This is a genomic window from Polymorphospora sp. A560 (genome assembly GCF_045781765.1).
Lineage (GTDB): Bacteria > Actinomycetota > Actinomycetes > Mycobacteriales > Micromonosporaceae > Polymorphospora > Polymorphospora lycopeni.
In genome coordinates, this window is the sequence record NZ_CP122282.1 from 1,824,990 (window position 1) to 1,847,043 (window position 22,054).

A 22,054-nucleotide genomic window follows, 5' to 3' on the forward strand; every position below is an offset into this window, starting at 1 on the left:
TTGCTGGGTCTGGTGCGCGTGTTGTCTGCTGTGGCTGGTGAGCGGGTGCCGCGAGGTGCCGGAAAATCCGTCCTCAAAGGCAAAGACGCCACCCGACGTCCCTCGGTTGCACCGGTTGGCGCACTATTTGGAACTATCTGCCATGGCCGACCGACCAACAACTTGAGTCGATCGTTAGCGGCCGAATCGTAACTGCGCGGAGGATGGCATGGGCGGCAGGGTCCACAGGTTGACGGCATTGACGCTCGGCGTCGTCGTGGGTGCGCTGAGCGTGTTGTTACTCGCCGGTCCGGCCGCCGCGCACAACTCCTTCACCGGCAGCGACCCGGAGAACGGCGCCACCCTCGACAAGGCGCCGGAGACGGTGCAGCTGCGCTTCCTGTCCCGGCTCGACCCGGCCACCACCAAGGTGACCGTGACCGGACCCGACGGCGCGGCCACCTACGGCGGCGAGCCGACCTTCGACGGCAACCGGGTCACCGTGCCCTTCACCCTCGGGCCGGCCGGGCTCTACACCGTCGCGTACGAGGTGATCTCCGGCGACACCCACCCGATCAAGGGGTCGGTCAAGTTCACGCTCTCTGTCGGCGCGACGCCCAGCGTGTCGCCGACCCCGACCGCCGAGCCGACCTCGGCACCCCCGTCGCCGTCGGCCACCCCGTCGCTCGCCCCGGCGGCGGCCGAGAACGAGGACGGCCCGGTGTGGCCCTGGCTGATCGGCGGCCTGGTGGTGCTGGCCGCCGTCGTCGCACTGCTCGCCGTCGGGTTCGCCCGGCGCCGCCGCACCTGAGGCCCGGAACGCGGCGGCGGCGGCCGCCAGTGGCGGCCGCCGCCGTGTCCTACGTGGAGCGGATCAGCCCAGCCGGGCGATCGCGTCGCGCAGCCGGGCCGCGGTCCGCTCCCGGCCCAGCACCTCGACCGACTCGAAGAGCGGCAGGCCGACCGTACGGCCGGTGACCGCGACGCGTACCGGGGCCTGGGCCTTGCCGAGCTTCAGCCCGCGCTGCGCGCCGACCTCCTCCAGCGCCGCCTTCAGCGCGTCGGCCGTCCAGTCCGGCAGCGCCTCGAAGGCGGCCAGCGCGGCGGTGAGCAGGTCGGCGGCGCCCTCCTTCATCGCCTTGGCCCACGCCGCCTCGTCGGCCGGGGGCGTCGACAGGAACAGGAAGTCGACGTTCGGCACGATCTCGCTCAGCACCGCGATCCGGGTCTGGGCCAGCGGCGCGACGGCGGCGAACGCCACCGGGTCGAAGTCCTCCGGCCGCCACGGCGGCGCGGCGATCGACTCCGTACCGGTCAGCCACGGGTCGCAGGCGGCGACGAACTCCTCGACCGGCAGTGCGCGGATGTAGTCGCCGTTGAAGGCCCGCAGCTTCTTCTCGTCGAAGAAGGCCGGGGACGGGTTCACCTCCTCCAGCCGGAACTCGTCCTCGATCACCGACCACGGCACGATCTCCCGGTCGCCGGACGGCGCCCAGCCGAGCAGCATCAGGTAGTTGCGCATCGCGTCGGCGAGATAGCCCTCGTCGCGGTAGGCCTCCAGGGCCACCTTGTCGCGGCGCTTCGACAGCTTCTGCCGCTTCTCGTTGACCACCACCGGCACATGCGCCCAGACCGGCGGGCGGGCCCCCAGCGCCTCCCACAGCAGCTGCTGCTTCGGCGTGTTGGGCAGGTGCTCCTCGGCCCGGATCACGTGGGTGATGCCCATGGTCATGTCGTCGACGACGTTGGCGAGCAGGAAGACCGCCGACCCGTCGCCACGGGCGATCACGAAGTCCTCGATCAGCTTGTTCTCGAACGTCGGCTCGCCCCGGATCAGGTCGACGACCTGGGTCGCCCCGTCGTCCGGCGTACGGAACCGCAGTGCCCGGCCCTCGCCGGGACCGAGGCCCCGGTCGCGGCAGAAGCCGTCGTAGCCCTGGTACTGCGAACCGGTGCGGGCCTGGACCGCCTCCCGGGTGCAGTCGCAGTAGTAGGCGAGGCCGCCGGAGTGCAGCTTTTCGGCGGCGGCGCGGTGCTCGCCCGCGTTCGCCGACTGGAAGTACGGACCCTCGTAGCCGCCCCGTTCGATGCCGATCCAGTCGAGGGCGTCGAGGATGCCCTCGGTCCACTCGGGCCGGTTGCGGGCGGCGTCGGTGTCCTCGATCCGCAGGACGAAGACCCCGCCCTGCTGCTTGGCGTAGATCCAGTTCTGGAGGGCCGACCGGGCACCGCCGACGTGGAACATTCCAGTCGGAGAAGGGGCGAAGCGTACGCGTACCGTCACACCCCCAGCCTACGGGCGGCACCGGGGCCGGCCGCCACCAGGTTTCCCCCGTCACGTTCCGGCCGCGCCCCGCCGCGTGGGCGGTACCGTCTTCGCCGGACCACGGCCGGGCACGCGCCGGGGGTGGGTACGGCGCGGGAGGGACCGCCGGTGGAGGAAGTCTCGACGGTGGTACGGGCCGGCCCGGCGCCGGGCCGGCCCGTACCACCACCCGTCGGCCGGCCGGGTTGGCGCCGGCCGCTACGCCGGATGCCGGCCGCGCTGCGCCGCGCCGGCACCCTCGACGGGCTGGCCGTCGCCGCCCTGGCCGCCGGGGCGCTGTTCGTCGCGACCGGCCTGCTGCCCACGGCCGACGCGCTGGCCACCGTCGGCCGGACCGGCCCGCTGCTGGTCTTCCTGGTGGCGGTGGTCGTACTCGCCGAACTCACCGCCCGGGCACAGGTCTTCGACGCCGTCGCGGTCCGGATCGCGATCCTCGGCCGGGGCCGGCGGTGGGCGCTGTTCGCGCTGCTCGTCACGTTCGCGACGCTGACCACGATCTTCCTCAACCTGGACACGACGGCGGTCCTGCTGACGCCGGTCATGCTGGCCGTGGCCGCCCGGCTCGGGATCGTCGCCCTGCCGCTGGCGATGACCACGGTGTGGCTGGCCAACACGGCGAGCCTGCTGCTGCCCGTGTCGAACCTGACGAACCTGCTCGCCGCCGACCGGCTCGGGCTGCCGGTGGCCGCGTTCGCCGGGCGGATGGCCGCTCCGCAACTCGTCGCCGTGCTGGCGACCGCCGCCTGCCTCTGGCTGCTGCACTGGCGGCGGGACGCCGCCGCCCGCTACCCGGTGCCGGTGCCGCACCGGCCGGCGGACCCGGTGCTGTTCCGGGTCGCCGCGGCGGCGTGCGTCCTGTTCGTGGCCGGGATCGTCGCCGGGGTCACGCTGGCCGCCGTCTCGGTCGCCTGCGCCGTCGTGGTGCTGGTCGCCTTCGCGGTACGCGACCGGCCCGCCATCGGCTGGAGCCTGCTCCCGTGGCGGCTGCCGGTGCTGGTCACCGGCCTCTTCCTGATCGTGGAGACGGTCGGCCGGCACGGCCTGTCCAGCCTGCTGGCGGCGCTCGTCGGCACCGATCCCGGCCCGGCCGGGATCGGGCTGGCCGCCGCCGTCGGCGCCGTCCTGGCCAACCTGCTGAACAACCTGCCGGCGTACGTCGCCGGTGAGGCGGTGGTGCCGGCCGGGCACACCGACCAGTTGCTCGGGCTGCTGCTCGGGGTGAACGTGGGACCGCTGGTGCTGCCGTGGGCGTCCCTGGCGACCCTGCTGTGGCTGGAGCGCTGCCGGGCGGCCGGGCTGGCGGTGCCCTGGCTGCGGTTCCTGCTCACCGGCCTGGTCACCGCCGTCGTCGTGTTGGCCACCGCCGTCCCCGCCCTGCTCCTGACCGCCGGCTAGCCGCCGGCGCCTCCCGCCGCTCGCCCGCGTCGCTCGCCCTCTGGGCGCCTCCTTGATCGCGGTGATCAGGGAGTTTGCGCCCCGACGCGCCGACGACACGCGCGTCCTGGTCCCTGATCACGGGGATCCTGGGGTCAGGGGACGGAGCGGATCTTCAGGACCAGGGCGCTGCCCAGCAGGGTCACCGCGGCGGTCACCGCGTAGAGGGTGGGGTAGCCACCGAGGTAGACGACCATCGGGGCGGACACGGCGGGGCCGAGGACCTGGGGGGCGGAGTTGGCGATGTTGATGACCCCCAGGTCGCGGGCCCGGTCGGTCGCCTTCGGCAGCACCTGGGTGATCAGCGCGGCGTCGATCGCGAGGTAGACGCCGTACCCGGCGCCGAGCAGCACGGCGGCGACCATCGCCGCCGGCCAGACCGGCCACACGGCGAGCAGCAGCGCCGCCACCGCCATGGTCACCCCGGACCAGACGACGAACACCTTGCGCCGGCCGGACCGGTCGGACAGCCGCCCGCCGGCCACGGCCGTGGCCATCAGCCCGGCCGTGTAGAGCAGGATCAGCACCAGCAGGCCGAACTCCGGGTCGGCGTAGCGGACCCGGTCGGTGAGGAAGTAGAGCAGGTAGAGGGTGCCGAGCGCGTTGCCGAGCTGCACCAGGAAGCGGGTGCCGAAGGCCCAGGCGAAGTCCGGGTGATGGCGCGGGCTGACCCACATCCCGGCGACCAGCCGGCGCCAGCGCAGCACCGCCCGGTGCGTACGCGGCAGGACGTCGTCGGCGGTGAACAGGGTGAACGGCAGCGCCAGCACGACCACGGCGACGGCGATCGCGACGTAGCCGGCGGCGTTGCCGGTGAACACGGTCGTCACCAGCACCACGCCGACGACCAGGCCGAGCGCCTGCGGAATGCCGACCCACCCGGAGACACCGCCGCGTTGGGCGACCGGCACCCGGTCCGGTACGGCCGCGGTGAGCGTGGCCAGCATCGCGTTGAGACAGACCTGCGCGGCGACCCAGGCCACCGTCACGCCGAGGATGGTGTGCTGCCCGGCCAACAGCACCAGCGACGCCGCGCCGAGCAGCGCGCCGACCGCGGTCCAGACGTGCCGCCGGCCGAACTCGCGGCCGCCGACCCGCGGGCAGGTGCGGTCGGACAGGGCGCCGGCGAGCGGGTTCGCGACGATCGCGGCGAGCGCGCCGATCCCGGTCACCCAGGCCAGCATGGTCTCCTTGCGGGCCGGGTCGATCGCCTCGACCTGTTGCGGCAGCAGCACCTGGATCGGGGTGAAGAAGGCCATCCACAGGCCCAGGTTGGCGCTGAAGAGCAGGGCCACCCAGCTTCGGCGTACGGGGGTCGTGGGGTCGGCGAGAGCGGCGGGCAGCGCCGCGGGCGTGGGTTCGAGCGTCGTCACCGGCGGGCCTGGCGGATCGCGTCGCGATACCAGGCGTACGAGGTCTTCGGGGTGCGGACCTGGGTGTCGAAGTCGACGTGGACCAGGCCGAAGCGCTGGCTGAAGCCCTCGGCCCACTCGAAGTTGTCGAGCAGCGACCAGACGAAGTAGCCGCGCACGTCGGCGCCCTCGTCGATCGCGGCCCGTACCGCGCGCAGGTGGCCGTCGAGGTAGGCGATCCGGTCCGGGTCGGCGCAGTCGCCGTCCGGTCCGACCATGTCCGGGTAGGAGCAGCCGCTCTCGGTGACGTACAGCGGCGGCAGCGCGTCGCCGTACCGCCGGGTCAGCGTGACCAGGATGTCGCGCAGGCCCTCGGGGACGACCGGCCAGCCGAACCCGGTGGTCGGGTAGCCGTCGAGCTGGACCATCTCGAACGGCAGCGGGTGGCCCTCGTCGGGAGCCCGGATGCCGGTCGGGTTGTAGTAGTTGACGCCGATCCCGTCGATCGGCGTGGCGATCACGTCGAGGTCGCCGTCGTGGACGACGGACAGGTCGAAGTCGATCTCGGTCGGATAGCCGAGCCCGAGGACCGGGTCGGTGAACAGCCGGTTGTGCAGCGCGTCGTACGCGGCGACGGCAGCCCGGTCGGCGGCGGTGTCGCCGCAGGCGTGCACGGGGGAGTAGTTGTTGGTGAGCGCCACCGGGCTGCCGGAGTGGGCGCGGACCGCGGCGACCGCCAGGCCGTGCCCGAGCAACTGGTGGTGGGTGGTCGGGAAGGCGTCGAAGAGCATCATCCGGCCGGGGGCGTGGACCCCCATGGCGTAGCCGTAGGTCATGTGCACGACCGGCTCGTTCAGCGTGACCCACAACTTGATCCGGTCGCCGAGCGCGGCGGCGACCAGGGCGCTGTAGTCGGCGAACCGGTAGGCGGTGTCGCGGTCCATCCAGCCGCCGCGGTCTTCCAGCGCCTGCGGCAGGTCCCAGTGGAAGAGGGTGGCGACCGGGTCGATGCCGGCGGCCAGCACGGTGTCGACGAGCCGGTCGTAGAACGCCAGCCCGGTCGGGTTGGCCGGGCCGGTGCCGTCCGGCTGGACGCGCGGCCAGGCGACCGAGAACCGGTACGCGTCGGTGCCGAGGCCGGCCATCAGGGCGACGTCCTCGGGATAGCGGTGGTAGTGGTCGCAGGCCACGTCACCGGTGCTGCCGTCGGCGATCTGGCCGGGTTCGTGGGTGAAGGTGTCCCAGATGGACGGTCCGCGCCCGCCGGTGTCGGCCGCACCCTCGACCTGGTAGGCCGAGGTCGCCACCCCGAAGGTGAAGCCGGTCGGAAAGGCCGGTAGCGGTGGCAGGGCCATTTCGGACTCCTCAAACGCGAAAGATGCTCGGACTCTATGCCTCGCCCCGTCCGGTCGGAAGCCCTGGTTTTGTCGACAACACGTCTTCGATCCGGCGTGTCGGGCCGCCGCGCCGATGCCGTCGGTCGCGCCGGCGCCGTCCGCCCGGATCGCCGGGGGCGGCCGCGCGGCGCTGCGGAAATGGCCGAGGGCCCGCCGGCCGGTCCCCGGTGGAGCGGGACCGCGGCCGACAGGCCCTCGATCGGTGTGCCGAAATCCCTACGAGTCGCCGCCGGTCTCGCCGACCGGGGCGGCGTTGACGTCGTCGATCGCGTACTTCTTGGCCGCCTCGGCCGGAACCGACACCGGCACCTCACCGCGCCGGGCGAGCTGGGCCAGCGTCGCCACGGCCACCGACTCGGCGTCGACGTGGAAGTGCCGGCGCAGCGCGTGCCGGGTGTCGGAGAGCCCGAACCCGTCGGTGCCCAGCGACGTGTAGTCGCCCGGTACCCAGCGCGCGATCAGGTCGGGCACCGCCCGCATCCAGTCGCTGACCGCCACGACCGGGCCGGCCGCGTCGGCGAGCTTGCTGGCGATGTACGGCACCTTCGGCTCGGCGCCGAGGTTGAGCAGGTTGTGCTCCTCGCACTCGACCGCGTCACGGCGCAGCTCGGTCCACGAGGTGACCGACCAGACGTCGGCGGCCACCCCCCAGTCCTGGGCCAGCAACTGCTGCGCCTTGAGCGCCCACTGCATGCCCGTACCGGAGGCGAGGATGTTGGCCCGCGGCGCGGAGCCGTCGCCGCCCGACACCGACGGTGCCGCGGCGTAGCGGTAGATGCCCCGCAGCAGCCCCTCGACGTCGACGTTCTCCGGCTCCGCCGGCTGCACGATCGGCTCGTTGTAGACGGTGAGGTAGTAGAAGATGTTCTCCTGCTCCTCTCCGTACATCCGGTGCAGGCCGTTCTCCACGATGTGCGCGATCTCGAACGCGAACGCCGGGTCGTACGCCACCACGGCCGGGTTGGTCGCGGCGAGCAGGTGCGAGTGGCCGTCCTCGTGCTGCAGGCCCTCACCGTTGAGCGTGGTGCGCCCGGCGGTCGCGCCGAGCACGAAGCCGCGCGCCATCTGGTCGGCCGCCGCCCAGAACGCGTCGCCGGTGCGCTGGAACCCGAACATCGAATAGAAGATGTAGAGCGGGATCATCGGCTCGCCGTGCGTGGCGTACGAGGTGCCGGCGGCGGTGAACGAGGCGACCGAGCCGGCCTCGTTGATCCCCTCGTGCAGGATCTGGCCGGCGGTGGACTCCTTGTACGACAGGAACAGCTCGCGGTCGACCGACGTGTACTTCTGCCCGTGCGGCGAGTAGATCTTGCGGGTCGGGAAGAGCGAGTCCATGCCGAACGTGCGGGCCTCGTCCGGGATGATCGGCACCCAGCGGGCCCCGAACTCCTTGTCCTTCATCACGTCCTTGAGCAGGCGGACGAAGGCCATCGTGGTGGCGATCTTCTGCTTGCCCGAGCCGCGCTTGACGTCGCCGAACTGCTTCGACTCCGGGATGGCCAGCGGGACCGTCTTGGTCCGCCGGCTCGGCACGAACCCGCCGAGCTGGTTGCGCCGCTCCTGCAGGTACTGCATCTCGTCGGACTTCTCACCGGGGTGGAAGTACGGCGGCAGGTAGGGGTTCTCCTCCAACTGCTTGTCGGAGATGTCGAGGAAGAGCCGGTCGCGGAACGTCTTCAGGTCGTCCAGCGTCAGCTTCTTCATCTGGTGCGTGGCGTTGCGGCCCTCGAAGTGCTGGCCGAGCGTCCAGCCCTTGATCGTCTTGGCCAGGATGACCGTCGGCTGCCCGGTGTGCTCGCTGGCCGCCTTGTACGCCGCGTAGAGCTTGCGGTAGTCGTGCCCGCCCCGCTTGAGGTTCCAGATCTCGTCGTCGGACAGGTGCTCGACCATCTTGCGGGTGCGCGGGTCGCGGCCGAAGAAGTGCTCCCGTACGTACGCCCCGGACTCCGCCTTGTAGGTCTGGTAGTCACCGTCCGGGGTGGTGTTCATCAGGTTGACCAGCGCGCCGTCGGTGTCGGCGGCGAGCAGCGGGTCCCACTCACGGCCCCAGACGACCTTGATCACGTTCCAGCCGGCGCCCCGGAAGAACGCCTCCAGCTCCTGCATGACCTTGCCGTTGCCGCGTACCGGCCCGTCGAGCCGCTGCAGGTTGCAGTTGATCACGAAGGTGAGGTTGTCCAGCTCCTCGCGGGCGGCCAGACCGATCGCGCCCAGCGACTCCGGCTCGTCCATCTCACCGTCGCCGAGGAACGCCCATACGTTCTGGTCGGACGTGTCCTTGATGCCACGGTTGTGCAGGTAGCGGTTGAACCGGGCCTGGTAGACGGCGTTGATGCCGCCCAGCCCCATCGACACCGTCGGGAACTCCCAGAAGTCCGGCATCAGCCGCGGGTGCGGGTACGACGGCAGCCCGCCACCCAGACCGGCGTGCGACAGTTCCTGCCGGAACCCGTCGAGCCGGTCCTGCGACAGCCGGCCCTCGAGGAAGGCGCGGGCGTACATGCCGGGGGAGGCGTGGCCCTGGAAGAAGATGTGGTCGCCGCCGCCGGGGTGGTTCTTGCCGCGGAAGAAGTGGTTCATGCCCACCTCGTAGAGCGACGCGGCGCTGGCGTAGGTGGAGATGTGTCCACCGACCCCGATCTCGGGCCGCTGCGCGCGGTGCACCACCATCGCGGCGTTCCACCGGATGTAGGCCCGGATCCGCCGCTCGACCGCCTCGTCACCGGGGAACCACGGTTCCCGCTCGGGGGTGATCGTGTTGATGTAGTCGGTGGTGGTCAGCGGCGGTACGCCGACCTGACGCTCGCGCGCCCGCTCCAGCAGGCGCAGCATGACGTAGCGGGCGCGCTTGGCGCCGCGATCGTCGATCACCCCGTCGAGTGACTCGACCCATTCGCTGGTCTCTTCAGGGTCGATGTCCGGAAGCTGGCTCGGTAGGCCGTCGCTGATCACCGGGCGCTTGCGTTCCGTGGCCACAGGCGTTCCCTCGGTTGTGTGTGTGGGATAGGTCTCTAGCGCCATCCTGCCTTCTCATGCCCGGTCCCGTCACGTCTAGGAGCGTCAGACGCGACGCTCGACACAGGTACCGGCCGGTAACTTCCTGGCAACAGCTTTGTCAGCTATCGGACGCGTTGGATGTCGAGGAATGGGCTTACCCGGCGGATCGGGGGTCTACAGGCCCGATCGTGCCGGTGCGGGAGTGCGCGTGTGGGGTGTGCTCGTGCGGGTCGTGTCCGTGTGGGCGTGCCCGTGCCGGTCGCGGCCGGCGCGCGGCTCAGCCGGCCAGGCGCGCGGCTCAGCCGGCCAGGCGCGCGGCTCAGCCGGCCAGGCGCGCGGCTCAGCCGGCCAGGCGCGCGGCTCAGCCGGCCAGGCGTGCGGGTCAGCCGGCCAGGCGTGGGGTCAGCCGGCCAGGAAGGAGAAGCGCACCTCGCGCGAGGGGTTGTCGCCGTTGGGATCGACCAGGCAGATCGACTGCCAGGTGCCGAGCATCAGCCGGCCGCCGAGCACCGGCACCGTCGCGTACGGCGCCACGAACGCCGGCATCACGTGGTCGCGACCGTGCCCGGGCGACCCGTGCCGGTGCCGCCAGCGGTTGTCGGCCGGCAGCACCGCGTCCAGCGCCGTGATCAGGTCGTCGTCGGACCCCGACCCAGTCTCGATGATCGCCACTCCGGCCGTCGCGTGCGGGACGAACACGTGCAGCAGCCCGTCACCGGCGCCGTCGACGAACCGCTCGGCCTGGGCGGTGATGTCCGAGACGGTGGGCCGGGTGCCGGTCCGGACCGTGATGACCTCGCTTCGCATACCGGCCAGTCTGCACCCGAACCCGGACCGCCGCGCAGCGGCCTGTGATGATCGTCTGCTGCTGGGACAGCCGACACGCCGCCCGACGAACGCCTGAACCGCAGACGATCATCGACCCACCCGCCCGCCCGCGCCCCACACCCACACCCGCGCCCGGCGCCCGCGCCCCGCCGACGGCCGGCGCGAAGCGCAGCCACGCCCACGCGCCACACCCCAAGATCGCGCGCTCGCGGGCGGCCGGTGTCGCAACTGTTGGTTAGCCTCGCCCCGTGACCACTCCTGCGCCAGCCCCCGAGCTCGACGCGCCGATCGTGGCCGTCACCGTCTATCCCGACCGGGCCCGCGTGACCCGTCGCGGCACCGTCACCCTGCCCGCCGGCGAGCACCGGGTCCGGGTCGGCCCGCTGCCGGTCGGCCTGCACCGCGACTCGGTACGGGTCGGCGGGCACGGCCCGGCCACGGTGCTCGGCGTCGACGTCGTCAAGCACCACCAGGCGCGGACCGCCGACCCGCTCGCCGCGCAGCTGGAGGAGCGCCGCCGGGTCCTCTCCGGCGAGCTGGCCGAGCTGGCCGACGCCGACGCGGTGGAGAACCACCGCTCCGAGTTCTTCACCCTGCTCGCCCAGCGGGCCGGCGGCACCTACGCCCGCGCGCTCGCCAGCGGCGACGCCGCCCCCGTCGACGTCGCCGCCTTCGCCGACACGTTCGCCGAGCTGCTCGGCGCCAGCAAGTCCCGCCAGCGCGGCACCACCCGCCGTCGGGACGAGGCCCGCGACGAGGTCGCCGCCATCGACCGCCAGCTCAAGGCGCTCGCCGAGCGGCGCCACCCCGACCAGCTCTTCGCCGCGGTCACCGTCGAGGTCGGCGCCGCCGACGCCGAGGTCCAGCTCGAACTGACGTACGTGGTCGGCAACGCAGGCTGGAAGTCGTCGTACGACGTACGGCTCGACGACGGCCCGGCCCGGCCGGGTGAGGCGCCGGCCGAACGGCTCACGCTGACCTGGTTCGGCCTGGTCACCCAGCGCACCGGCGAGGACTGGCCGGAGTGCGACCTGACCCTGTCCACCGCCCGCCCCGCCGACACCGCCACCGTGCCCGAGCTGCGGCCGTGGCTGCTCGACCGGGTCCGGCCGATGGCGGTGGGCGCCGAGCCGATGTTCGGCGCCGCGGTGGCGGGCATGCCGGCACCGGCCGCGCCCTCCGGGCCACCGCCGGGGGCGAGGCCGCGCACCGGCGGCGCCCCGCCGCCACCGGTCCTGGAGCGGGCCGCGGCCGTCGAGCAGGGTCCGTCGGCGGCCACCTACCGGCCGACCCGTCCGGTGGCCGTACCGGCCGACGGCAGCGCCCACCGGGCGACCGTGGCCGTGCTCGACCTGGCGACGGCGCTCGACTACGTCACCGCGCCCGTGCAGTCGACCGACGCGCACCTGCGGGCCACCGCGGTCAACTCCTCGGTGCACACCCTGCTGCCCGGGCCCGCCTCGGTCTTCCACGGCGGCGACTTCGTCGGCAGCACTCTGCTCGAGACGTGGGCGCCGGGCGAGGAGGTCGAGCTGGCACTCGGCCGTGACGACCGGGTACGCGTCGAGCGGGAGCGGATCCGGCGCAGCGCGAGCAAGGCGACGCTCGGCTCGACCCGGCGGCGCGAGGTCGAATACCGCATCTCGGTCGCCAACCACACCCCGCGCCCGGCCCGGGTGACCGTCCTCGACCAGTTGCCGGTGTCACTCGACGAGGCGATCGTCGTGCGTGACATCCGTCTCGAACCGCCGCCGGCCGAACGTACCGACATGGGTGAACTGACCTGGCGGCTGGGGATCCCACCGGGCGAATCCCGCGAGGTCTTCCTGGGTATCCGGGTCGAGACGAAGTCGGTGGAGCTGTCCGGCTGGCGTGAATAGCGACATTCGCCGAGTGGCCGGCCGGCCACCGCTTCGGTAATGCTGTCCGACGTGACCACCCCGCAAGATCTCGATGAGCGGTTCCGGGAAGCGGTCGCCGGCCTGCCCGGCACCGCGGCCCGGCGCCCGTCCGGCGGGCCGGTCCGCGACGGCAGCACCCTCACCGGCGACCAGGCCCTGGAACTCTTCGACGCCCAGCTCACCAGCCGCCACCTCGACCTCGCGGCCCGCTGGCTGCGCAGCTTCGGCGAGGGCTACTACACGGTCGGCTCGTCCGGGCACGAGGGCAACGCCGCCGTCGCCGCCGCGCTGCGCCCCACCGACCCGGCCCTGCTGCACTACCGGTCGGGCGGCTTCTACTGCGCCCGCGCCGCCCAGGCCGGCGCGGCGGCGACCGGCGCCCCGGACCGACCCGGCGGCGTGGCGGGCGACGACGATCCCGACGACGGCACCGACGAACCGCTCGCCGCGGCCGCCCGCGACGTGCTGCGCGGTGTCGTCGCCTCCGCCGACGAGCCGATCGCCGGTGGCCGGCACAAGGTCTTCGGCAACGCCGACCTGCACGTCATCCCGACCACCTCGACGATCGGCTCGCACCTGCCCCGCGCGGTCGGCATCGGCTTCGCCATCGAGCGGCTGCGCAAGCTGCACACCGGGACGGGCCCGTTCGCGCGTCCCGGTCCCGGGCCCCGCCCGGCCGGCGCCGACCGGACCACCGGGTCGGACTGGCCCGCCGACGCGGTCGTCGTCTGTTCCTTCGGCGACGCGTCGGTCAACCACGCCAGCGCCACCGCCGCCTTCAACACCGCCGGCTGGTGCGACCACGGCGGCCTGCGGATCCCGGTGCTGTTCGTGTGCGAGGACAACGGCCTCGGCATCAGCGTCCGTTCGCCGCACGGCTGGGTCGCCGCCGCCCTGGGCAGCCGGCCCGGAATCCGCTACTTCGCCGCCGACGGCTGCGACCTCGCGCAGACGTACGACGTGGCCCGGGAGGCCACCGACTGGGTACGCCGGCACCGCCGGCCGGCCGTACTGCACCTGTCGACGGTGCGGCTGATGGGCCACGCCGGCGCCGACGCCGAGGCCGCCTACCGGCAGCCCGCCGAGATCGACCGCGAGGTCGCCCGGGACCCGCTGGTCGGCACCGCCCGGCTGCTCGCCGAGGCCGGCCTGCTCACCCCCGACGAACTGGTCGCCCGCTACGACGAGGTCGGCTGGCAGGTCCGCCGGATCGCCGAGGAGGTGCTCACCGAACCGAAGCTCGACAGCGCCGCCGACGTCGTCGCGCCGCTCGCGCCCCGGCGCCCCGTACGGGTCTCCCGGGCCGTCGCCGACGCCGCCGTACGGGCCGCCGGACCCGGCGCCGCCGCCCGCGCCACCGCGTTCGGCGACCGCCTGCCGGAGGAGGGCGGCCCGCTCACCCTGGCCCAGACCGTCAACGCCACCCTCGCCGACGCCCTGCTCGACCACCCCCGCACCGTCGTGTTCGGCCAGGACGTCGCGGCCAAGGGCGGCGTGCACGGCGTCACCAAGGGACTGCGCGACCGGTTCGGCCCCACCCGGGTCTTCGACACCCTGCTCGACGAGACGTCGCTGCTCGGCCTCGGGCTGGGGGCCGGGCTGGCCGGGATCCTGCCGGTCCCCGAGATCCAGTACCTCGCCTACCTGCACAACGCCGAGGACCAGTTGCGCGGCGAGGCGGCCACGATGCGGTTCTTCTCCCGGGGCGCCTACCGCAACCCGATGGTGCTGCGGGTCGCCGGACTCGCCTACCAGGAGGGCTTCGGCGGCCACTTCCACAACGACAACTCGGTCGCCGTGCTGCGCGACGTACCCGGGATCGTGCTCGCGGTGCCGGCGCGGGCCGACGACGCCGCGCCGATGCTGCGGTCCTGCCTGGCCAGCGCGGCCGTCGACGGCAGCGTCTGCGTCTTCCTGGAGCCGGTCGGGCTCTACCACACCCGCGACCTCTACACCGAGGGCGACGGCGAGTGGCTGGCCCACTACGTCGGACCGGACGGGTGGGCGGCCGGGCACGTGCCGATCGGTCGGGCCCGGGTCTACGGCGTCGGCTCGGCCGAGGACATCACGATCATCACCTTCGGTAACGGCGTACGGATGTCGCTGCGCGCCGCCGCCCGGCTCGCCGGCGAGGGGATCGGCAGCCGGGTGGTCGACCTGCGCTGGCTGGCGCCGCTGCCGACCGCCGACATCATCCGGGAGGCGTCGGCCACCGGACGGGTCCTGATCGTCGACGAGACCCGCCGTTCCGGCGGCGTCGGCGAGGGCATCATCGCCGCTCTCGTCGACGCCGGATATGTCGGCTCCGCCCGTCGGATCGCCTCGGTCGACACGTTCATCCCATTGGGACCGGCCGCTCGTCACGTTCTGTTGACCGAAGATGCCATCACCCAGGGTGCCCACACGCTGCTGGCACGGTAAATTCCGTTGCACTCGGTGCGCCACTTGCATGTGGCGGCCCGACTGTGTGGACTTTGGCCAGCCGGCGTCGGACGATGCCGGGAAAGCTTGCCGGTGTCGTCCGACACCGGCAGGACGCTAGGAGAGGGAGGCACGCGACAGTGAGCGCGACCGCTGGTCAGGCCGCCGACGGCGTACGGAGCGTGGCGGACCGGTTCGGACTCGAACCGGGAAACGTCGTCATGGAGATGGGGTACGACGATGACGTCGACCACGATCTCCGCGACGCCCTGACCGACCGCTGCGGGGAACTTGTCGACGAGGACACCGACGAGGTCGTCGACGCGGTACTGCTCTGGTACCGCGACGGGGACGGTGACCTGTTCGAGATCCTGACCGACGCACTCGGCCCGCTGGCCGACGCCGGCGTGGTGTGGCTGCTGACGCCCAAGGCCGGGCGCGGAGGGCACGTCGAGCCGAGCGACATCAGTGAGTCGGCGTCGACCGCCGGACTCCAGCAGACGTCGACGATCAACGCCGGCAAGGACTGGAGCGGGGCGCGCCTGGTCGCACCCCGCGCTGCCCGCCGCAAGTAACACCCGGTGGGCGGGCCGCGCGGGGCGGCCCGCCGTACCTGGAACAGCCGTGACCGTCCCGTCACGGCTCGTTTTCGTGCTCGGCTACCGACGCCGCATCGGTGTGCCCGGTCCATGTCGGCGGCGGTGCGGGGGCTGCCGCCGACGACGCCGGTGTGTCGGCCGTCACCCCGGCCGGGCATGACACGCTGAAGGCCGTCGCGACGATCCCCAAGGAGCTTGAATGCCGATCGAGGTTGGCGCCGAGGCGCCCGACTTTGTGCTCAAGGACCAGAACAACCAGGAAGTACGGCTCTCCGACTTCCGTGGCAACAAGAACGTCCTGCTGGTCTTCTACCCGCTCGCCTTCACCGGCGTCTGCCAGGGCGAGCTGTGCGAGGTACGCGACAACCTCAACGCGTACGTCAACGACGACGTCCAGGTGCTGACCGTCAGCGTCGACTCCGCCTACACCCACAAGGTGTGGGCCGACCGGGAGGGCTTCAACTTCCCGCTGCTGGCGGACTTCTGGCCGCACGGGGCGGTCGCCCAGGCGTACGGCGTCTTCAACGAGGTCGCCGGCATCGCCAACCGGGGCACCTTCGTCATCGACAAGGCCGGCGTCGTGCGGTACTCGGAGATGAACATGCCCGGCGAGGCGCGCGACCAGGAAGGCTGGCGCAAGGCGCTGGCGACGGTTTCCGCCTGACCGGCCGGTATCCGCAGTGCGGTCGGCGGCGGCAGCAGGGTAAGCTGACCGCCGCCGACACGCTGCGAAGCGTCCGGGCGCGTAGCTCAGTGGGAGAGCACTCGCCTTACAAGCGAGGGGTCGCAGGTTCGAAACCTGCCGCGCCCACCCTTTGGCCAGCACAAGGACGGGCCGCCGGATGACCGGCGGCCCGCTTCGTCTCATTCGTCGTCCCGGTTCGTCTTCCGGAGCGGCCCGGCCACCTGGTCGGCGATCCCGAAGATCAGATTCGGTGCGAGGTTTTGGTCGCAGGTTCACCGGTACACGTTTGAACAGGTCACCGCACCTCGCAAATTGAGGCCGGGTGTCTCTTCGAGAGTGCCCCGATTTCGGCACGCGTCCGCCACTCGGTATTTACTCACCCGCCGCCGCTGGTCTTCCAAGCGATTCGCCAGGATATTCGTAGCTGACGCGGACAGATGATGAGGTATCAGACGGCGCATTCGGGTGGCGGTGCCCGACCAGTTGCGCAGCGCCGTGAACCGTTGAGTCCGTGCGCGATCCGTGTGGCCACGACACGAGGCGCTACGGGCCGACCGAGGACCGCCGGAGGCCCCGCGGGGCGGACCCGCAAACGCCGTAGCGTACGGCCACGTCCGTTGGCCGGCCGGGCCATACAGATCCCGGTCGATCTTCGTGATCTTTCCTGATCGCCGCGATTCAATCGCTTCCGTCATTTGCGGGAGCAGGCCGGCCGGACACCTCGAAAAGTCGCGTAACAAAGGGCGGCACTTTACTTCTGCACCAGTTCACGATGTGCCTCAGGCGCTCTCCATCGGCACCACCTCCGGTGGCCAAAGAGTCTTCCACAACACGTGATGTGCGCCCAAATCTGCTGCTCGGGCGGCCCGACTTGCCATGTCGGTGACGTTGGGCATAATCGATCCGCCCGCAAGGCATTCGACCGAGAGGAAGCGCATGAAGCGCAATGTTGTACGTGTGCTGGCGGTTATGGTCGTCCTCGCCGCCGGATCGGTGGTGGCGTCCGCGCCGGCCGCCGCCAGCGACGGCCCTGGTGACATCTGCGTGACCAACCAGGCCACCTGGCTGCGCGACCAGCCCTGGGGCGGCGTCCTGCGCACCCTGAGCCCCGGACGAGGCTTCCGCGTTCACTCGATCTACGGCGGCAGCCACATTCAGACCTGGTACTACGGGCACGGGGCCGAGGCGCCGGCGCAGGACGGCTGGATCCCGGCCGCCAACTGCAACTGGTAACAGGAACCTCCAACCTCCGCACCGTTGTTCAGTTGCTCCACCAAGAGGCACCCTCTCGCGAGGGTGCCTCTTCGGCGCTGGTGGATACGTGGTGGGCGCGGCAGGTTTCGAACCTGCGACCCCTCGCTTGCAAGGCGAGAACTCGCCGTTCGTTCCGGGTTGCCATGATCGTCTGCTGTTCAGGCGTTGGTGGTACGGCGTGTCGGCTGTCTGAAAAGCAGACGATCAAGATGGTCAGGTGCCCGGCTCGGCGTCGAGGTGGAGGGCGCGTCGCTCCTCGCGTTCGGGCTTCGCGGTGGGCTGAGCGCATGTTCGCTGCTTCCGAGTATCGGATGATCGGGCAATATTCTTGCCGGTCAATCTCTTGGTGTTGCGGTAATCGTCTCGGCATCGTGGGTTATGGCAAAATGCGGGGCTCGGACTCAGGATGGGACGAAGTGTCAGGTTCGGGTGGCGTCCGCGGGGGCCAGGTGTCGGCACCACCGCTTGGCCGAGGCGCCACCGCGACGTACCGGCAGGGTCGAATGCGGGGCGCCCACGCGGGACGGCACGAAATGCAAGCGCCTGGTATCCAGTCCGGGCGAACGCTGTCGGACCCACCAGGGATTCGGCACGCCATCGCTGGCAGTGCCTCGCATACCCAGGCAGCGGACGGTGTCGTCGCCGGCAGCACCGCGCGGGCCCCGGGAAGCCGTGGCGGCCAGGGACCGGCTCGTCCGGGAGGCTGCGGCGCAGGCAGGTCCCGCCCTCGCATCGGATCGAGTCCGGACCATCCAGGTCAGAGCAACCCGGTATGTGTCGCCGACGACCTGGAACTCGACCCGGAAGGCGGTGGGGGCGGGCAAGTGCCGGGCGCTGGCCAGGCTCGCCCGGGGAATCCTGACGGGACAGCAGCGACTGCATCTGACCATTGGCGACTTCGCCGGATGGGTGGTTGGTCGACTTGGCTCGCCACCATTCGCCCGGCGACTGGCTGAGGAGATCGCCTCCCGGGTGCCGCTGCCGTTCATCGATGACAACGCTGTCATCGCGGCGCGCGGCGTCCAGATCATCGGTATCACCATGTGTGCGCTCGACGGCCGGAACCTGATCGACTGTGCCTGCTTCCAGGACGTGGTCATCGAGGAGGGCAAAGCTCGCGTCCAGGAGCTGCTGGGCGCGGCAGCGCAGGACTGGGTGGAATTGCGGCTGCTGGCGTACCAGGAACGTAGTCTCCCTTGACCAGCCTGGCCGTTGGGCGGCACCGGGCCGGATAGCGGGCGGTGACGTGGGTACGTGCAGCGCATGGCAACGGTGCGCGAGGTGACGTACGACCTGCTCCGACAGCTGGAGATGACCACGGTCTTCGGCAACCCCGGCTCGACCGAGGAGCCGTTCCTCCAGCAGTTCCCGCCCGACTTCTGCTACGTCCTGGCGCTGCAGGAGGCGTCGGCGGTGGCGATGGCCGACGGGTACGCGCAGGTCACCCGCAGGCCCGCGCACGTCAACCTGCACACCGCGCCCGGCACCGGCAACGGCATGGGCAACCTCGCCACCGCCTGGCACAACAAGACGCCGCTGATCGTGACCGCCGGCCAGCAGACCCGCGAGATGTTGCTCATCGAGCCGCGGCTGACCGCCCTGCGCGCCCCGGAACTCGCCCAGCCGTACGTCAAGTGGAGCTACGAACCGGCCCGCGCCCAGGACATCCCGGGCGCGTTGATGCGGGCGTACGCGGCCGCCGTGCAGCCGCCGGCGGGGCCGGTGTTCCTGTCGCTGCCGTACGACGACTGGCAGCAGGAGGCGGCCGGCGGGCCCGTCGTACGGCAGGTCAGCACCCGGATCGGCGCGGACCCGCGGCGGCTCGCGGACTTCGCCGACGCGCTAACCGCGAGCCGCGACCCGGTGCTGGTCGTCGGGGCGGCGGTCGACCGGGCCGACGGCTGGCCGGCCGCGGTCGCGCTCGCCGAACGTCTCCGGGCACCCGTGTGGTCGGCGCCGGCACCCGAGCGGGCCGGCTTTCCCGAGGACCATCCGCAGTACCAGGGGGTGCTGCCGTACGCGATCGGGCCGCTGACCGACAAGCTGAAGGGGCACGACACGATTCTTGTGATCGGCGCCCCGGTCTTCCGTTACTACCCGTACGTCCCCGGCGACTACCTGCCGTCCGGCGCCCGGCTGCTGCACGTCACCGACGACCCGGCCGAGGCCGCCCGTGCCCCGGTCGGCGACAGTCTGCTCGGCGACGCCGGCCTCGTCTGCGCCGCCCTCGCCGACCTGCTGCCGCCGCCCGACCGGCCGATGCCGCCGGCCCGGCCGCCCGCCGACCCGCCGGAGCCGGGTACGCCGATGTCGCCCGACTGCCTCTTCGCCACGCTGGGCAGGCACTGGCCGGACGACGGGGTGCTCGTGCAGGAGACGCCGTCGAACCTGGCCGCCCTGCGCCGGCGGCTGCCGGTGACCCGGCCGATGTCGTACTTCACGATGGCCAGCGGCGGCCTCGGCTTCGGCCTGCCGGCGGCGGTCGGCATCGCGCTCGGCGAACGGCACACCGGCCGGCAGCGTCCGGTGGTCGCGGTCATCGGCGACGGCTCGTTCCAGTATTCGGTGCAGGCGCTGTGGACGGCGGCGCAGCAGCGGCTGCCGGTCGTGTTCGTGGTGCCGGTCAACCGCCAGTACGCGATCCTGAAGTCGTTCGCCGAGCACAAGCACGCGCCCGGGGTGCCGGGGCTGGACCTGCCGGGGCTGGACATCCCGACGATCGCGCGCGGGTTCGGGTGCGAGGCGGCGGTCGTCGAGTCGCCCGACGCGCTCGCGGTGTCGCTGGCGGCCGCCGTACGCGCCGACGGGCCCACGGTCCTGGCGGTCCCGATCACCTCCGACGTACCCCCGATCCTGTAGCCCGCGCCCACCCGCCGGGCGCTGATCAAGGAGAAGTCGTGGGAAAGCTGCCCGGTTGGCCGTATACATCCCCTTGATCGACGCAAGCCGCGCGGTGTGGGCGTGCGGCGGGTGCGGTCGGGCGGGGCGGGTGCGGTGGGGCGGGTGCGGGTGGGGGTGGGGTGGGTGCGGGTGGGGTGGAGGTTAGGCGGGGGGTGCTGTGGGGTTGGGCGGGGTGGGCAGGGTCGGCAGCGCGCCGGCCGGGCCACGCCAGCGGTAGATCCAGCCGCCGACGCCGTCGGCCGCCTGGAGTTCGTAGACCTCGGCGTCGTGGAGTTCTCCGCTGACCTGGTGATGGTGGGTCAGCGCCGGCCGGCCGTTGCGGTCCAGTTCGGCGGTGACCGTCGTACCCGCCGCCGGGCCGTCGACCAAGGGGATCTGCGTGGTGGATGCCATGCCCCCATCCTGTGCGGATCTCGCGCCTGCCGCAGCGGATCGGGATCCGCGCGGTCAGCAACGCGTACGACCACCGCCGGCCCGGGCCGTCCGGCGCGACGGGCCGAGGCTTCCCGCGTGCGGCGTACCACCGACGGACGTCACGCCGTGGGCGCTGGCTCCGCCGTCCGTGCCGGCACCGCCACCCGGGCCCGCCGGGTGGGAGGGTTGCTGGTGCTGTCCACAGCGAATTCGGCGTATCCACAGCGAAATCGCTGTGGGCCACGACAGCGGTACGCCCGCCCGGCCGGCCCCGTGCGAGCCCGCCCGGCGGGATCCGCGGCGACACCGCGGCGACACCGCGGCCGGGCCCGCCCTCCGGCCCCGCTCGTGCGGCTGCCACCGCCGTAGCGGGGTGGGGAAATGGTGAGGCCCGGGGATGTGTCCAATCCCCGGGCCCTCGGTTTGCCGCCCAATTGCTCACGTCAACACGTTTAAGGGTGCGGATCATTCATGAGAACGCGGGTTTTACCATTAAACTACCGCCGCATGTTCAGAGCAGCGGGCGGGAGTTGAACCCGCATCCAGCGTCATCGTCCGTACCCGATCGACCTGACGTTCGGCGACGAATGCTGATCCTGGAGCGATAGTCTGAGTTTCAAGAGGGGCTGCCTCTGCCAGTTGGGCTACCCCGGCCCGATGTGCCGGAGGGGGGACTCGAACCCCCACTGTCACCACCTCGATCAGCTTCAACTTCAGTTTCAGCCTCTGCGCTCGCGCGCATCCCCGCGCTCCCACGGGGAGTCCATGGAGGCTACCCGAACAGGTAGCCGAACACCGCCTCGCCGACCCGCCGGTCGGCCACCTCCGTGCCGTTGGCCTCCTCGCGGGCGAACTTGACCGCGTTCTGGAGTTTGGTCACCCGGTCGAGGAGTTCGTTGACCCGCCGGGCCGGCAGCGCGCCGGAGAACTTGACCGTCGTCCAGTAGCCGACCGCCACGTCCTCGTAGTAGACCTCGACCTGCGCCGGGTGCTTCTCCGTCGCCTCGGCCTTCACGTGGTTGCGGGGGACCTTCTTGGTCCGGATGGTCCGCACCGGCTCGGTGCGCCACGAGTCGGTCGACTGGTCCTGCGTCCACGACTCGGCCGCGTCGAGGACCGGCAGCTTCTTGATGAAGGTGTGCAGGTCGGTGAGCTGCTTTTCCAGGAAGAGCAGGTAGGTGACGGGCGCGTCCTCGACGATCGTCCGCCCGTCGACGACCACGCTCGCCTTGGCGGCGCAGTTGGCCCAGTCCTTCGTGGCGGTGACGTCGAAGAGCCGGGTCAGGGTCGTCCCGATCCGCCGCAGCACCTCTTCGGCCTGCACCTGCACCCGGGTCGATTCCGGCGGCAGCTGCTCGCCCTCCTCGTCCTTCGGCTGGTAGGTGCGGGAAAGGCCGGACAGCAGCGCCGGCTTCTGGACCGTCTGGTGCGCCTCGGTCAGCTCGGCGAACGACTTGCTCTTGACGCCCTTTTCGACGGCGATGATCTGGTTGAGCTTTGCCACGTCTTCTCCCATCTGGCACCGGGGACGGTAGCAACCGCCGGCACGTCCGGCGAGTCCGTTTC

Annotated in this window: 16 protein-coding genes and 1 tRNA gene; 10 read left to right on the top strand and 7 right to left on the bottom strand. The window is 71.9% G+C overall.

The features are described from left to right. The first annotated feature begins 229 nt into the window (after positions 1-229). Positions 230-790 (top strand): copper resistance protein CopC, encoded by a 561-nt coding sequence (locus tag QCD66_RS08380; protein ID WP_375734751.1) that lies wholly within the window; start codon positions 230-232, stop codon positions 788-790. Between the two features lie 63 nt (positions 791-853). On the opposite strand, the gene gltX is transcribed toward QCD66_RS08380, so the two are convergent. Then, positions 854-2,263: a glutamate--tRNA ligase gene (gene gltX / locus QCD66_RS08385; protein ID WP_364209498.1), complete on the bottom strand. Its 1,410-nt coding sequence runs from the start codon at positions 2,261-2,263 to the stop codon at positions 854-856. A 150-nt stretch (positions 2,264-2,413) separates the two neighbouring features. On the opposite strand from gltX, the gene QCD66_RS08390 reads away from it, so the two are divergent. Continuing rightward, a complete protein-coding gene (locus QCD66_RS08390; RefSeq protein ID WP_407567062.1) occupies positions 2,414-3,700 on the top strand; it encodes an SLC13 family permease in 1,287 nt (428 codons plus the stop codon). A gap of 134 nt (positions 3,701-3,834) precedes the next feature. Here the strand turns inward: QCD66_RS08390 and QCD66_RS08395 are convergent, their stop codons facing one another. From QCD66_RS08395 to QCD66_RS08410, 4 genes are all read right to left on the bottom strand, one after another. Then, positions 3,835-5,112 (bottom strand): MFS transporter, encoded by a 1,278-nt coding sequence (locus tag QCD66_RS08395; RefSeq protein ID WP_375734749.1) that lies wholly within the window; start codon positions 5,110-5,112, stop codon positions 3,835-3,837. Continuing rightward, on the bottom strand, positions 5,109-6,446 hold the full coding sequence (locus QCD66_RS08400; protein ID WP_375734748.1) for a GH1 family beta-glucosidase: 1,338 nt from the start codon (positions 6,444-6,446) through the stop codon (positions 5,109-5,111). The genes QCD66_RS08395 and QCD66_RS08400 overlap by 4 nt, the downstream gene beginning before the upstream one ends. A 258-nt stretch (positions 6,447-6,704) precedes the next feature. After that, on the bottom strand, positions 6,705-9,464 hold the full coding sequence (aceE, locus tag QCD66_RS08405) for a pyruvate dehydrogenase (acetyl-transferring), homodimeric type (protein ID WP_364209510.1): 2,760 nt from the start codon (positions 9,462-9,464) through the stop codon (positions 6,705-6,707). A gap of 423 nt (positions 9,465-9,887) precedes the next feature. Next, the gene (locus QCD66_RS08410) at positions 9,888-10,292 is read right to left on the bottom strand and encodes a YjbQ family protein (RefSeq protein ID WP_212821356.1); all 405 of its coding nucleotides are present in this window, start codon (positions 10,290-10,292) and stop codon (positions 9,888-9,890) included. 269 nt (positions 10,293-10,561) lie between these two features. Between QCD66_RS08410 and QCD66_RS08415 the strand changes: the two genes are divergently transcribed. The 8 genes from QCD66_RS08415 to mdlC all read left to right on the top strand — a co-directional run bounded on the left by QCD66_RS08415 (position 10,562) and on the right by mdlC (position 20,032). Then, positions 10,562-12,193, top strand: coding sequence for a mucoidy inhibitor MuiA family protein (locus tag QCD66_RS08415; RefSeq protein ID WP_364209514.1), 1,632 nt, complete (start codon positions 10,562-10,564; stop codon positions 12,191-12,193). A gap of 39 nt (positions 12,194-12,232) precedes the next feature. Further along, positions 12,233-14,635, top strand: a complete 2,403-nt coding sequence (locus QCD66_RS08420; protein ID WP_375736285.1) for a transketolase C-terminal domain-containing protein — start codon at positions 12,233-12,235, stop codon at positions 14,633-14,635. A gap of 140 nt (positions 14,636-14,775) precedes the next feature. Then, the gene (locus QCD66_RS08425) at positions 14,776-15,210 is read left to right on the top strand and encodes a DUF3052 domain-containing protein (RefSeq protein ID WP_357543845.1); all 435 of its coding nucleotides are present in this window, start codon (positions 14,776-14,778) and stop codon (positions 15,208-15,210) included. A 223-nt stretch (positions 15,211-15,433) separates the two neighbouring features. Then, entirely contained in the window at positions 15,434-15,898 is a 465-nt protein-coding gene (locus QCD66_RS08430; RefSeq protein ID WP_364209520.1) for a peroxiredoxin, read from the top strand. Between the two features lie 75 nt (positions 15,899-15,973). Then, positions 15,974-16,045: transfer RNA gene (locus QCD66_RS08435), tRNA-Val, on the top strand. An 810-nt stretch (positions 16,046-16,855) separates the two neighbouring features. Further along, positions 16,856-17,152: a hypothetical protein gene (locus QCD66_RS08440; RefSeq protein WP_364209523.1), complete on the top strand. Its 297-nt coding sequence runs from the start codon at positions 16,856-16,858 to the stop codon at positions 17,150-17,152. A 795-nt stretch (positions 17,153-17,947) separates the two neighbouring features. Next, positions 17,948-18,373, top strand: coding sequence for a hypothetical protein (locus tag QCD66_RS08445; RefSeq protein ID WP_375736284.1), 426 nt, complete (start codon positions 17,948-17,950; stop codon positions 18,371-18,373). A 63-nt stretch (positions 18,374-18,436) separates the two neighbouring features. Beyond that, entirely contained in the window at positions 18,437-20,032 is a 1,596-nt protein-coding gene (gene mdlC / locus QCD66_RS08450) for a benzoylformate decarboxylase (RefSeq protein WP_375736287.1), read from the top strand. A 183-nt stretch (positions 20,033-20,215) separates the two neighbouring features. Here the strand turns inward: mdlC and QCD66_RS08455 are convergent, their stop codons facing one another. Further along, positions 20,216-20,467, bottom strand: coding sequence for a hypothetical protein (locus QCD66_RS08455; RefSeq protein ID WP_357537813.1), 252 nt, complete (start codon positions 20,465-20,467; stop codon positions 20,216-20,218). Between the two features lie 793 nt (positions 20,468-21,260). After that, on the bottom strand, positions 21,261-21,992 hold the full coding sequence (locus QCD66_RS08460) for a hypothetical protein (protein ID WP_375736283.1): 732 nt from the start codon (positions 21,990-21,992) through the stop codon (positions 21,261-21,263). Positions 21,993-22,054: the final 62 nt, after the last annotated feature.

Excerpts from the sequence above, each read along its gene's own strand:
- QCD66_RS08400 (WP_375734748.1), bottom strand. The coding sequence starts at position 6,446 with ATGGCCCTGCCACCGCTACCGGCCTTTCCGACCGGCTTCACCTTCGGG.
- QCD66_RS08410 (WP_212821356.1), bottom strand. The coding sequence starts at position 10,292 with ATGCGAAGCGAGGTCATCACGGTCCGGACCGGCACCCGGCCCACCGTC.
- QCD66_RS08420 (WP_375736285.1), top strand. The coding sequence starts at position 12,233 with ATGCTGTCCGACGTGACCACCCCGCAAGATCTCGATGAGCGGTTCCGG.
- QCD66_RS08430 (WP_364209520.1), top strand. The coding sequence starts at position 15,434 with ATGCCGATCGAGGTTGGCGCCGAGGCGCCCGACTTTGTGCTCAAGGAC.
- QCD66_RS08440 (WP_364209523.1), top strand. The coding sequence starts at position 16,856 with ATGAAGCGCAATGTTGTACGTGTGCTGGCGGTTATGGTCGTCCTCGCC.
- mdlC (WP_375736287.1), top strand. The coding sequence starts at position 18,437 with ATGGCAACGGTGCGCGAGGTGACGTACGACCTGCTCCGACAGCTGGAG.
- QCD66_RS08455 (WP_357537813.1), bottom strand. The coding sequence starts at position 20,467 with ATGGCATCCACCACGCAGATCCCCTTGGTCGACGGCCCGGCGGCGGGT.